At 40.9% G+C, this 12,942-nt stretch carries 12 protein-coding genes; 10 read left to right on the top strand and 2 right to left on the bottom strand.

The annotated features are described in order from the left end of the window. The first annotated feature begins 5 nt into the window (after positions 1–5). From MKY51_RS15895 to MKY51_RS15850, 10 genes are all read left to right on the top strand, one after another. Entirely contained in the window at positions 6–1,022 is a 1,017-nt protein-coding gene (locus MKY51_RS15895) for an NAD-dependent epimerase/dehydratase family protein (protein ID WP_339173834.1), read from the top strand. Then, entirely contained in the window at positions 1,023–2,102 is a 1,080-nt protein-coding gene (locus MKY51_RS15890; RefSeq protein WP_339173833.1) for a dihydrodipicolinate synthase family protein, read from the top strand. Continuing rightward, positions 2,071–3,084 carry a zinc-binding alcohol dehydrogenase gene (locus MKY51_RS15885; protein WP_339173832.1) on the top strand — a complete coding sequence of 338 codons (1,014 nt, stop codon included), beginning with the start codon at positions 2,071–2,073 and terminating at the stop codon, positions 3,082–3,084. Before MKY51_RS15890 ends, MKY51_RS15885 begins: the two co-directional genes overlap by 32 nt. A 1-nt stretch (position 3,085) precedes the next feature. After that, complete coding sequence (locus tag MKY51_RS15880) at positions 3,086–4,138, top strand: Gfo/Idh/MocA family oxidoreductase (protein ID WP_339173831.1); 1,053 nt, start codon at positions 3,086–3,088, stop codon at positions 4,136–4,138. Between the two features lie 9 nt (positions 4,139–4,147). Then, entirely contained in the window at positions 4,148–4,777 is a 630-nt protein-coding gene (locus MKY51_RS15875; RefSeq protein ID WP_339173830.1) for a peptide ABC transporter substrate-binding protein, read from the top strand. After that, on the top strand, positions 4,774–5,748 hold the full coding sequence (locus MKY51_RS15870; RefSeq protein ID WP_339173829.1) for a Gfo/Idh/MocA family oxidoreductase: 975 nt from the start codon (positions 4,774–4,776) through the stop codon (positions 5,746–5,748). The genes MKY51_RS15875 and MKY51_RS15870 overlap by 4 nt, the downstream gene beginning before the upstream one ends. A 74-nt stretch (positions 5,749–5,822) precedes the next feature. Then, entirely contained in the window at positions 5,823–7,346 is a 1,524-nt protein-coding gene (locus MKY51_RS15865; RefSeq protein WP_339173827.1) for a hypothetical protein, read from the top strand. Beyond that, complete coding sequence (locus tag MKY51_RS15860; protein WP_339173826.1) at positions 7,347–8,921, top strand: FAD-dependent oxidoreductase; 1,575 nt, start codon at positions 7,347–7,349, stop codon at positions 8,919–8,921. Then, a complete protein-coding gene (locus tag MKY51_RS15855; protein ID WP_339173824.1) occupies positions 8,922–9,860 on the top strand; it encodes a GNAT family N-acetyltransferase in 939 nt (312 codons plus the stop codon). Beyond that, positions 9,861–10,721, top strand: a complete 861-nt coding sequence (locus MKY51_RS15850) for an ROK family protein (RefSeq protein WP_339173823.1) — start codon at positions 9,861–9,863, stop codon at positions 10,719–10,721. A gap of 166 nt (positions 10,722–10,887) precedes the next feature. Here MKY51_RS15850 and ugpC read toward each other — a convergent pair whose 3' ends face one another. Together ugpC and MKY51_RS15840 are read right to left on the bottom strand one after the other, a co-directional pair. After that, positions 10,888–11,970, bottom strand: coding sequence for a sn-glycerol-3-phosphate ABC transporter ATP-binding protein UgpC (ugpC, locus tag MKY51_RS15845; RefSeq protein ID WP_339173822.1), 1,083 nt, complete (start codon positions 11,968–11,970; stop codon positions 10,888–10,890). Positions 11,971–12,045: 75 nt separating this feature from the next. After that, entirely contained in the window at positions 12,046–12,897 is an 852-nt protein-coding gene (locus tag MKY51_RS15840) for a helix-turn-helix domain-containing protein (protein ID WP_339173821.1), read from the bottom strand. Positions 12,898–12,942 lie beyond the last annotated feature (45 nt).

The raw sequence follows: 12,942 nt of genomic DNA, 5'->3' as shown, positions 1-12,942 counted from the left end.
CCACTATGCAAACGGTACAACAATTAGAAGAATTCATGACAAAACCATCCGAAGCATTAGTAGAGGATATTAAAAAAATAGATGGTGACATTTTGATTTTAGGAATTGCAGGGAAGATGGGGCCTACTTTAGCGAAGATGGCGAAACGTGCTGCTGAAGAGGCGGGAATCGAGAAACGGATTATCGGTGTTGCTCGATTTTCAAATAAAGAAATGAAAGAAGAGCTGGAATCCGCGGGGATTGAAACCATTACATGTGATTTACTGGATGAAGCGCAGCTTGCGCAGTTGCCGGATATTCCGAATATCATTTTCATGGCGGGCAATAAGTTCGGCACAGTTAATAACGAACACTTCACATGGGCGATGAATACATACGTACCAGGTCGTGTAGCAGATAAGTTTAAAAACTCAAATATCGTCGTATTTTCTTCAGGCAATATTTATCCATTTACACCTGTAGCAGCGGGTAACTGCGGAGAAGATGTAACGCCGGTACCTGTTGGTGAATATGCCATGTCCACATTGGGAAGAGAACGTATTTTCACGAATTTCTCCAATCGTTTTCAGACAAAAATGCTTATGTTCCGATTAAATTATGCGATTGATTTACGATACGGGGTTTTATTGGAAATTGCTAAATCTGTTTACAATAATGAGCCGGTTGATGTCACGATGGGGAGTGTCAATGTCATCTGGCAAGGGGATGCAAACGAATACGCAATTCGCTCGCTCTTACATTGTGATTCACCTGTAAAAATTCTGAATGTCACAGGACCGGAGACGTTATCTGTTCGCTGGCTGGCGAAGGAGTTTGCGAAACGCTTTAATAAGGAAGCTATAATTATAGGGGGCGAACAGGAAACAGCATTATTAAATACAGCGGCCCATGCCCATAAATTATTTGGCTATCCTCGTGTATCCATTGAGCAAATGCTTGATATGGTTGCAAATTGGGTGGAATTAGATGGTGCCACATTAAATAAACCAACGCATTTCCAGGAACGGAAAGGGGCGTTTTAAATGAATGAAGCGGTAAAAAAAGCATTGTTTGACGGTGCATTTATTCCGGCACATCCATTAGCGTTAAACGAAGACAAATCATTGGATGAAGTAAGTCAGCGTGCTTTGACGAGATATTATATTGATGCGGGTGTCGGAGGCTTGGCAGTTGGTGTTCATACGACACAATTTGAGATCCGCGATCCCCAATTCAACTTGTATGAACGTGTTCTTTCAATTGCAATCGATGAAATGAAGAAGGCGCATGTACCGGAATCCTTCATTAAAATAGGTGGTGTTTGCGGTCCGGTAGAGCAGGCAAAACATGAAGCGACAATTTTAAAAACGCTTGGTTATGATCTAGCTTTACTAAGTATGGGAGGACTGCAGCATTTGTCGGAGGCGCAGCTATTGGAGCGTACGAAAGAAATCGCCAAAATCATTCCGGTAGTTGGCTTCTATTTACAGCCATCAGTTGGCGGGCGTGTATTCACTTATCAATTTTGGCGGGAGTTTGCCAATATAGAAAATGTATATGCGATTAAAATGGCGCCATTTAACCGTTATGAAACATTAGATGTAGTTCGTGCAGTATGCAATAGCGACCGCCGGGATGAAATCGCTCTTTATACAGGAAATGACGATAATATTGTCATTGATCTATTAACTGAATATGCATTTGCGATTAATGGTGAAACCGTTAAAAAGAAAGTAGTAGGCGGGCTGTTAGGGCATTGGTCGGTATGGGCGAAAACTGCCGTTCAATATTTTGAAGAGATTAAGATTATTAGAGATAAAGAGCAAATTGATGCAAGCTGGTTAACAAGAGCCATTGAAGTGACAGATGCGAATGCGGCTTTCTTTGATCCGGCCCATTCCTTTAAAGGAAGCATTGCAGGAATTAATGAAGTATTGACAAGACAAGGATTACTGAAAGGAAACTGGTGTCTGGCAGATCATGAAGTATTAAGTGAAGGCCAAGCTGATGAAATTACGCGTGTCTATAACATGTATCCGCATTTGAATGATGATGCATTTGTTAAACAAAATTTAGCAAAGTGGAAATCAGGTGAAAAGAGTGAAAGCTTTACAAGCACATGATGGTGTCGTGAAAATAGCTGAGATTGATCAACCGGAGCTTTTTGAAACGGGAGTATTAATAGAAACCTACTATACTGCTGTATCGCCAGGGACTGAACGGTTATTAATTGAGGGAAGCAAACAAGGTGTACGTCAGCTTGGATATAGCGCTGTCGGGAAAGTGAAGGACGTTGGGGTTAATGTCACAACTGTTCAAGTAGGCGATATTGTTGCATGCTATGGTGCCCCTTATGTCGGGCATATGGAGCAGCTTGTTGTACCGGAAACATTAGTGGCGAAATGCTCTGCCGACGTATTGCCAAAGCATGCGGCATTTGCAGCACACGGTACGATTGCCATTCACGCGATACGCCAAGGACAGCTGCAGTTTGGTGAAACGGTCTTGGTAATCGGATTAGGTGTACTTGGCCAAATGATTGCAAAGATCTGTGCAGCAGCAAGTTATGACGTTATCTGCTATGAACCTAATGAAAAAAGAGCTGAAATGCTGAAAGGTACACCAGGCATTGAAATTTTTTCGGATTTAAATGAAATGGAACAGCATATTTTGGATTATACGAAAGGGCATGGTGTAGATGCTGTACTGCTATGTGCTGGAGGAAAACATTCTGAAACTACCCCGCGCAGTCTTGAATGGGTTCGGAAGCAGGGAAGAATCGTTATTGTCGGAGATGTAGAACCACAGTTTAATCGAGAACAATTATTTATAAAGGAAGCGGTCATTACGATTTCAAGAGCAGGCGGACCAGGCCGTTATGATGCTCGCTATGAAAGAGAAGCGATTGACTATCCGTATCATTATGTTCGCTGGACAGAAGGGCGAAATTTGGCGGCCTATATTCGTTTACTGGAACGAAAGGCGATCGATGTTTCTGATTTTGTGCAACTGGAAATTCCTTTTGAACATTCAGCCGGTGTGTATGACAGATTAGAGAGCAGTGAGGCATTGACCGCCATCATTGAATATTCGGGAGGGAATTAACATGTTAAAGGTTGGCGTAATTGGAGGAGGATCTATTTCCGAGTACCATTTAAAACCTTATTTTGAAAATCCCAATGTAGAGATTGTTGCGATTTGTGATAGTGATGAACGAAGACTGCATGCATTAGGCAAAAAATACTGTGTAGAGAACTTATATTTAAAAGTGAGTGAGTTTCTATCAAACGAGGAAATTGATGCAATCAGTATTTGTACGTGGAATAACTCCCATGCTGAAATTGCAATTCAGGCACTCCAAATGAACAAGCATGTTCTGCTTGAGAAGCCATTAAGTTTATCGCTTGATGAAGCCTATGCAGTCGAAGCGGCGGTAAAAGAGTCGGGTAAGATATTACAAGTTGGCTATGTACGCCGATTTGCAACAAATGTAGGTGTTCTTAAAAAATTTATTGATGCAGGTGAACTGGGAGAAATTTATTATGCGAAAGCTTCATGCATACGCCGATTAGGAAATCCAGGCGGCTGGTTCAGCGATATTAAGAAATCTGGAGGCGGGCCTTTAATTGATTTAGGGACGCATATGATCGATCTTTGCTGGTATTTAATGGGGAAACCAAAGCCGATTTCTGTTTCAGGTAATACGTACAAAAAATTAGGGAATCGCGCCCATATTGAAAACTTATCTTTCTATAAGGCGGCTGATTATGATGCCGAGCATAATGATGTGGAAGATCTTGCGAATGCGCTCATCCGTTTTGAAAACGGTGCTTCTTTATATGTGGATGTAAGTTTTACACTACATGCTAAACAAGACGAAGTATCTGTAAAACTATATGGTGAAAATGGCGGTGCCGAAGTAGAACCTGAACTTGCTATTGTAAAAGAGCAGCATGAAACGATTTTAAATATTACACCCCAGATCGATTTGTTAAGCTTCGATTTTGCAGGTTCATTCATCAATGAAATCAATCATTTCGTGGACTGCTGTATTAATAATGTGCAGCCTATTTCTACAGTAGAAGACGGGGTTGAAGTGACAAAAATGTTGGCGGCGATTTATGAATCGGCTGCAACAAATCAAGAAATAAAATTGTAGGTGATTCTAATGAAAATCGTATTGGAAAAAGAACAGCAGCTACTTATGCACTCCCCATTGTACCGATTTACAAATGAGAACAGTGATGAGCCTAATACCGTAACAATTTTGCAACAGCCTGAAGCAGACGCCTATAAGCCATTTTCAACGGTAGAAAAACAGGGTTGGATATACTTCGATTTATGGTCGTATTCATTTGCGATTCCATTACATGAAGTGTTGAAAGCACATGATACGGTTAAAGGTGTCCTTCGACTAAGAAGAACGACAAATAATTTCTCGTATATAGAAGAAGATATCCTTGCTTTATCGGAATGGTTTGGAAAAGTCCGGAACGTATCGGTACGCTCGAATGAAATCGGAGAAAATCATTATACGATTGTTTTGTGTGAATTCGGTGAATCGATGATGGCCCATTTAGAATACCGGACAGGTCAGGACCGGATTGAATTTGAATGGAGCAGCCATCTGCATATTGCAGAGTTTGATAGTTTACAAATGACGGGCGACAGTGACAACAATCGAAACTTGTTCAAAAATATAGATGCAGTCCAGCAGTATGCGGTGCAATGGGATGAAGCCTATGATGAAAATCTGAATGCTGTACGACTGCTCCTGCAAAGAGGTGAACTGCGATGAACATTGGCATTATGAGTTTTGCACATATTCATGCAACGAGCTATGCAACGGCAATTCAGCGTATACCCGGTACGAAACTAACCGCTATTTATGATACGGATACAAATAGAGGTTTGGATGCGAGTAAGCAATATGATGTGCCATTTTTTGCGGATATGAATGGGTTTTTAGCTGAGGATCTCGATGTTGTGCTCATTTGCAGTGAAAATGTATTGCATAAAGAGATGGTAATTGCGGCAGCGAAGGCAAAGAAACATATTTTATGTGAAAAACCGATTGCTACGAATATCGAGGATGCAAAAGAGATGATCGATGTATGTAAAGAAAACGGTGTGCATCTGTCAATCGCTTATCCAGTACGATACAGTGCGCCCATCCGGGACTTGAAAGCGGCTATTGATGCAGGTGAACTTGGCGAAATCGTGGCAATCCGTTCCACTAACCGCGGGCAGAACCCGGGCGGATGGTTTGTCGATGAGGAGTTGGCAGGCGGCGGTGCGGTATTGGATCATACCGTCCATATGGTAGATATTATGCGCTGGTACATGAACAGCGAAGCAAAAGAAATTACCGCATTTGCGGATAACTATTTCACCGATCTTGATACGGATGATGCAGGAATCATGACAATTGTATTTGATAATGGAGTGGTTGCTTCACATGATGCAAGCTGGTCAAGATTCCCGGAATTTCCGACATGGGGTGATGCGATGATTGAAGTAATCGGAACGAAAGCATCACGCAAAGTAGATGTATTCAACGAGAAGCTTAACCTATACGGGAAAGGCAGTAAATCACTCACACATTTATATAGCGGAAATAATACCGACTTCGATTTAATTGTCGACTTTCTAAATTCAATTCAACAACAAAAGCAACCGCTTATTTCCGGATATGACGGACTGAAATCATTAGAAATCGCGTTGGCAGCATATGAATCAAACAACAGAAAGCAAGCAGTAAAACTATAGGACAATTCAAAGGATACTCGCGGCGGGTATCCTTTTCTTTCAACAGAAGCTGCTAAGGAAAGGGATCGATGCAGATGAACAAACTACAAAATTATAAAAATGAAATTGAACAGTTTGCATTTGAGGAACTAGAACGCTTTTATACGGGAGATAAACCAGTCGTTTTTGAACGGTTGAATACTTCCGGCAATGGTGATGAATTTGTAATTGATCACACGGAAAAAAGCTATGTGATTCGCGGGAATACAAGTCGTGCCTTATTGTACGGAGTATATAAACTGATTGAAAAGGTAGAAGGGCTTGTATTTCTGGACTTGGAGAAGGACAAAAAAATCGACATTCAAGGGCTGACAAATACGTATGAAGGCAAACCGAAATTCAGTCGTCGTGGGAATGTATTTGAAACAATCGATGACATCCCTTTTTTAAAGAGGATGCTCGATGTCGGAACAAAGAACGGGCTAAATGAAGTGTTCTTTACATTTTTCCTATGGGATGAAGTAAAGGAGGCGCTTTTACCGGAAATAAAAAAACGTGGGATTGATGTTACGTTAGGCGGACATAGTTTACGTTATTTATTGGCAAAGGCAAATGGAGTTAGTGTTTCCGGAAAGGCTGCTGCAGATGGGGCGGTAAATGATTTAGTTGGCGAGGAAACAGAATTTACAGCGGCCAATGCGCTAAAAAATCAGGATTTTTTACAGGATGAAAAAGCACAACAATCCGTCATCGAAGTAATCGTATCCTATTGTGAAGCAGAACCTGTTATTTCCCGAATCTCTCTTTGGCCGGAAGATGTAGGAGCAAAAGGTGAAGAAGCAAAGCTCTTTTTAATTCAATATATGGCTTTTACCGAAAAGCTTCAGCAAGCATTAGCCGCTGCAGGTCTACAAGTGGAAGTGGAGCATATCGTCTATAACGCCGGACTAAGTTGGGAAATGCTTGAGCGCAAAGAACAGCCGGTGAGCTCGGCCGATGTTTTATATGCTTATTGGGGTCGAAATTATGCACATAGTTATGAATCACAACGTGATGAGCGAGCTTGGGAAAGTCTAATGGATTGGCGCAGGTCAACTGATAAACAGATTACTGTTTTTGAGTATTACAGTGACCACTTTATGCTAAGTGAACTTTTCCCGCTATTATTTAAACGAATCGTGACAGATATTGAAAAGTATAAAGAAGCCGGCTGTGATGGAATGGTCAATTTAGTCGTACCGCTTCATAAAATTGCAAAGGCCCAACCGCATATGGAGCAATACGATTATCAGAAGTACCAGCAATTAAATAATGTCGTATTTGCACGATCGCTATGGGAAGGTGTAGAAACTGTCCCGTATTTACTGTCACCGCCAATGCAGCAACTAGCCGAGGAATTGGAACATACTTTTGCTCAAAACAGCCAATGTAACTCCATATTTTTCCCTAGCCGTGTTGTAGAGGCCAAGAATCCGGAAGCAAAACGCGAAGTACTGGCGTTATTAAGCAAGATGGAACAGTTACTGCAAAAGGAACAAATAGAAGAACCACTTCAACAATATGTGGAGTCATTACAGCGAGTCGTTCAGACAACGAAATTACGTTGGGAGGCTTTATAAATGTGGGAAACGGTTTATTATTACCGTAAAAGAGATAAAAGACAGCAGCATTACAAGCAGGATGTTTTAATATACGGAGCGACGCCTGCAGGCATTACAGCAGCGATTACCCTGAAAAAGAAAGGATATGATGTGCGTATTGCTGAATGCAGCCGTTTTGTCGGCGGGATGACGACAAGTGGACTTGGGGCAACGGACTTAGGTGCTGAGCAGGCGATTGGCGGTTTAGCAAAGCAATTTTATGACGAAATCGCACACCACTATCGGATCGAAAAATGTGTACGTTTCGAACCACAGGTAGCAGAACGTATATTCAAAACATGGTTGGATGATCATAGAATTGATGTCCAGACGGAGCAATTTATTGAATCGGTTTTACTTGAAGGCGGGCAAATCCAGCAAATTATTATGACAGACGGAACAAACTATGAAGCGAAGCAGTTTATCGATGCCAGTTATGAAGGTGACCTGCTGGCACATGCAGGGGTTGAATACATTGTAGGAAGAGAAGCGAGTACAGATTATAAGGAAATTTATAATGGGGTTCAATTTGGTACACAACATCACAAGTTTGAAAGTTTTATTGATCCATATATAGAAGAAGGCAATCCGGAGAGCGGACTATTATATGGAATTTCAGATGAGGTTGTGAAGGAGCAAAATGGTGCCGGGGATCACCGGATTCAAGCATATAATTTCAGGATGTGTTTAACGAAGGAACAAAAAGTGCCGTTCCCAAAGCCGAATGGATATGAGCGTAATCATTATGCACTGCTGTTGCGCTATATAAAGGCAGGGCATTGGGATGCGATGAAGTTACATACCCCTTTAATGAATGGAAAAACGGATTTAAATAATCATGGGGCATTTTCGACGGATTTTATCGGAATGAATTACGCATTTCCTGATGCAAATTATGAAGAAAGAGAAAAAATGTATCAGCAGCATGTAACGTATATTGCCGGGCTACTATACTTTTTAGCCAACGATGAAGAAGTGCCGTCAGCTATTCGTGAGGAAGTTAGCCAATGGGGATTGGCGGCAGATGAGTTTGCCGAAACAGGCAATTGGCCGCGTCAGCTGTATATAAGGGAAGCAAGAAGAATGATTGGCGAATATGTCATGACGGAACACAATGCACTGCAGCGAATAACTTGCGAACAACCGATTGCAATCGCATCTTTCCATATGGATTCCCATCATTGCCGGCGCATCGTCGTCAATGGGCGAGTAATGAATGAAGGCGATATCCAAGTACCGGTAAAACCATTTACAATCGATTTGCGTTCGCTTTTGCCGAAAAAGGAGCACTGTATAAACTTAACTGTTCCAGTTTGCCTAAGTGCGTCCCATATTGCCTATGGCTCGATTCGTATGGAACCGGTGTTTATGATGCTTGGGCAAGCGGCCGGTACTGTAGCGGCAATTGCACTGCAGGAAGGGAAACCGGTTCAGGACATTTCATATGAACAAGTAAAACAACAGTTAACAGAACAAGGTCAAGTTGTTGAATGGGATGAAAGTTTTATCGACGATCCATTACGTCGCATGGAAGAAACGTTTGGAGGGAAATAGATGCTAAAGCCAGTAACGAAGGAATCTCACCAGGACATCATAGACTTATGGAATATTGTTTTGCCTGACTTTAAGTTATCGGATCGCTTGCTTGAACAAAATACGTGGCAATCACCATATGTTTTAAAAGAAGGAAGTGCGATAAAGGAAATAGACGGGAAAATTGCCGGAGTTGTTATTGCAAAAGTTTGGCGCAAAACACATGAGGTTTCCTTAAATAAAGAACATGGCTGGATTCAAATGCTGCTCGTGCATCCCGATTACCGTCAGCAAAAAATTGCGACAGAATTGTATCAACATGCAGAACAGGCCCTTTATAATAACGGAATAAAGAAAATTCAGCTTGGCGGGGATTTAGGGCACTTATTATGTGGCATCCCGCTTAGCCAACGTGCAGGAATTGCATTTGCCGAAAAGTTTGGCTTTAAGAAAGTTGTTGAAAGTGTGGACTTTTCCAAAACGGTAACAGAGCCATTATCACTGCCTGAAAAAAATAATGTTCAATTTGTTTTATTGGAAAAAGGGGAACAACGGCCATTCATTGATTTTATGAACGAATCTTTTCCCGGGCGTTGGACTTTTGAAGCACAGGACTATTTCGCTCATGGAGGAACAGGAAGAGATTATGTTATTGTGAAATGGGAAGGTAAGATTGTTGGCTTCTGTCGTATTAATGACGAGCATAGTGCGTGGAAAGGGCCGAACTATAACTGGGCAGAGCAGTTTGACCGATTAGGTGGCATTGGTCCACTAGGTGTAAATGAAGATTACCGGAAATTTGGGTTAGGGAGAGCGGTAACTGAAGCGGCAGAATATTATTTGCAGCAACGTGGGAAAGAAACGTTCTTTATAGATTGGACCGATTTAATCGCTTTTTATGAAAAGCTCGGGTATACGATTTGGAAAGACTACGGAATTTTTGTAAAGCAGGTGGACTAAATGTGGATTTTAAGTGCTGATATCGGAGGAACAAAATTAGCACTTGCTTTATCGAAGCAAGAACGGCCGGAAAAACTAATAAAGCAAATGGAAGTAAAGAGTCCCCAGCAGTCTGAATCTTTATTTGAGGCAATGATTTCAGGTTTTCATAAGCTTCTGGAAGGTGAAGAGGGGGAGGTTATAAAAGTAGCGGTCGGTTTACCGGGGATATTAGATATACAGCAAGGGCTTGTCGTTTTTCAGCAAAACTTGCCCTGGCGTAATTTTCCGCTCGTCCAAAGGCTTGAAGAGGCATTTCCGAAAGCCAAAGTTTTTATGGAAACAGATATGATGACTGCAGCAAACGGTGAATACAAAATCCGTCATTTTGAAAAAGAGACATTCATTTATGTCACGATCAGTACAGGAATTGCATGCTGTGTCATTCATGAAGGGAAGTTTCTAAGAGGGGCCGGAATTCCCGGGGAAATCGGTTTTTCATTAACAAGCACGGGTGCCTACTTTGAAGAAGTGTGTGCTGGACCTGGATTATTGAAGAAGTTGCAGCAGGATACAAATGAAGAAGGAACCTTACAGCAATTCTTTGACCGCTATTATGAAAAGGATGAGCGTATTATGCCGCTTATCCATGAATGGCAGCAGGAAATTGCTCAGAAGATTCATAGTTTTATGCTACTAACAGATCCGCATGTTGTTGTACTGGGTGGAGGCGTTATGAATCATCATCCGCAAATTGTGGATGAAATTTCCCGCTTAGTTGATCAGTATTTCAGCTTGCCATTTTTTGAACATAAAAAAGGCAGAGTACAAGCAAGCATAAATAAAGGCAATGCAGGACTGATAGGTGCAGCGATGCTATAAAATTAAGAAAAGAAATTGGGACCTTCATAGAATTCCCGTTGAATAAGAAGAAAGCTATTATTAAGAAACGGATATTTTCACGCACAGCAAAAAAAGCTATTTTTCTCTCAGAGAAAAATAGCTTTTTTGGATTATGTCCGAGTCTTTTCATCTAATTATTCACTAATCAGCGAATACGCATTTCAGTTGCCGGATCAAAGAAGTGTGCTTTCGCTAAGTTGAAGTTAAGTGTAAGCTCCTCGCCCATAGCTACATCTGCATCCGGATGAATTTTACCTACAAATTGCTGGTCATCAATTGACGCATAAACAATCATTTCTGCACCGGTTAATTCACTTACTTGCACTATAGTTTTAACGACACTGCTTGTGTCCTGTTTATTGCCGTCGTTAATATCTTCAGGACGGATACCTAAAATGATTTCTCGATTTGTATAGTTTTGTTCTTTTAATACTTTTAGTTTTTCATCTGGAATGCGAACTTTTTCGCCGCCGATTTCAAAATATTCCCCAACAACATTCCCGCGAAGGAAGTTCATCGCCGGTGAACCAATAAACCCGCCAACAAATACATTTTCAGGAGTATCGTATACTTCACGCGGTGTTCCGATTTGCTGAATGACACCGTCTTTCATTACAACAATACGTGAAGCCATCGTCATCGCTTCCGTCTGATCATGCGTAACATAAATAGTTGTTGTATTTAAACGATAATGGAGCTTCGTAATTTCAGAGCGCATTTGTACACGAAGTTTTGCATCCAAGTTCGATAATGGCTCGTCCATTAAAAACAGTTTCGCATCACGAACAATGGCACGACCTAATGCAACACGCTGGCGTTGACCACCTGAAAGGGATTTCGGCTTCTTGTCCAATAAATCCGATAACCCTAAAATTGCAGCAGCTTCACGTACTTTTTTATCAATTTGGTCTTTTGAGAATTTACGCAGTTTCAAGCCAAAAGCCATATTATCATATACATTCATATGCGGATAAAGAGCGTAGTTTTGGAATACCATTGCAATGTCACGGTCTTTCGGTTCCACTTCATTCACTCGTTTGCCCTCGATACGGAGTTCCCCTTCAGAAATGGATTCCAGTCCTGCTACCATACGTAGTGTAGTGGACTTCCCGCAACCAGAAGGACCAACAAGTACAAGAAATTCACCCGGTTCAACCTTTAAATGAAAATTTTCAACAGCTACATAGCCGTCAGGATAACGCTTTACAATATGATCAAAGTCTAACATAAAAAACCAGTCCCCCTTTTTTCATATTATAAAAGATTAAGAGGGAAAAACCTTTGTGCAATGTGCTTAAAATTTTCAGATTTCTTTTGTTAATTTATTTAATTGTGCTGCTAAATAGGCTAATAACAGGTCATCACTACGCTTTAAATCCAAAGAAGTTTCTTCAAAATACCGCTGTGTACGATACAATAACGTGTTGCGATGTATATGTAATTCCTTTGCGGCAGAGGACATATTTCCATTGTGAGAAAATAGGGTTGTAATGGTGGTGATCATTTCATCATTTAAATTATTAAACAACGTATGCTGCAAGTATTGCTGTAATGGAACATTTAATTGTAATGGCAATAAAGTTAAGAAGCTTTCAGAAAAAGTATAGATTCTTTCATGTTGCCGTTCTATGATGGCCTGAAATATTTTTTGCTCCGATGTGAAAGAGTGGTGGAGCATTTCACAAACCGGCAGCATTTGACCTATAAAAAGTTGTCCATGCAAATAAAAGTCATTTTCCAGTATGGCTATCAAACCTTCCAGTTCCTCCCGTGAATAATCTTTAAACAATATAATCCAGAAAGTATTTGGAGAAATTTCAAGAAGGTAAGCATCATCTATAAAGAAAAGTTCGATCGCATACTTTAATTGCTCGGCATCCTTATTGATATGATATTGTAAAATCCGAATAGAAGTATAAGTAAGCGGCTTTGGTACAACACCTTGCGTTAATAATAATAACCACGGATCTGTTTGCTCACTGCATTCATAGTAAAAATGTTTTAACAAAAGAGCATCTCGTTCCGTAATTTCGCTTTTGGCAATCTCATACCAGCACGCATTAGGTGAATCATAAAAAACGACAGTTGCAGAATTTTGGATTGCCGGGTATGTATGATGTTTCTTAAGGGAAGGGAATAGTTGTGCAAGTTGCATAAAGTACCTCCATTAAAAGTTTTTCCGGATATTGAAAAAACGGTA

Origin of the sequence: Solibacillus sp. FSL R5-0691, from assembly GCF_037974225.1 — a bacterium.
Classification (GTDB): Bacteria; Bacillota; Bacilli; order Bacillales_A; family Planococcaceae; genus Solibacillus.
The sequence above is the reverse complement of the archived record's forward strand: the minus strand, read 5'-3'. Positions and strand labels throughout refer to the sequence as shown.

Bases quoted from the DNA above. Each gene is read 5' to 3' on its own strand.
- MKY51_RS15895 (WP_339173834.1), top strand. From the start codon at position 6: ATGCAAACGGTACAACAATTAGAAGAATTCATGACAAAACCATCCGAA.
- MKY51_RS15890 (WP_339173833.1), top strand. From the start codon at position 1,023: ATGAATGAAGCGGTAAAAAAAGCATTGTTTGACGGTGCATTTATTCCG.
- MKY51_RS15880 (WP_339173831.1), top strand. From the start codon at position 3,086: ATGTTAAAGGTTGGCGTAATTGGAGGAGGATCTATTTCCGAGTACCAT.
- MKY51_RS15875 (WP_339173830.1), top strand. From the start codon at position 4,148: ATGAAAATCGTATTGGAAAAAGAACAGCAGCTACTTATGCACTCCCCA.
- MKY51_RS15870 (WP_339173829.1), top strand. From the start codon at position 4,774: ATGAACATTGGCATTATGAGTTTTGCACATATTCATGCAACGAGCTAT.
- MKY51_RS15865 (WP_339173827.1), top strand. From the start codon at position 5,823: ATGAACAAACTACAAAATTATAAAAATGAAATTGAACAGTTTGCATTT.
- MKY51_RS15860 (WP_339173826.1), top strand. From the start codon at position 7,347: ATGTGGGAAACGGTTTATTATTACCGTAAAAGAGATAAAAGACAGCAG.
- MKY51_RS15855 (WP_339173824.1), top strand. From the start codon at position 8,922: ATGCTAAAGCCAGTAACGAAGGAATCTCACCAGGACATCATAGACTTA.
- MKY51_RS15850 (WP_339173823.1), top strand. From the start codon at position 9,861: ATGTGGATTTTAAGTGCTGATATCGGAGGAACAAAATTAGCACTTGCT.
- ugpC (WP_339173822.1), bottom strand. From the start codon at position 11,970: ATGTTAGACTTTGATCATATTGTAAAGCGTTATCCTGACGGCTATGTA.
- MKY51_RS15840 (WP_339173821.1), bottom strand. From the start codon at position 12,897: ATGCAACTTGCACAACTATTCCCTTCCCTTAAGAAACATCATACATAC.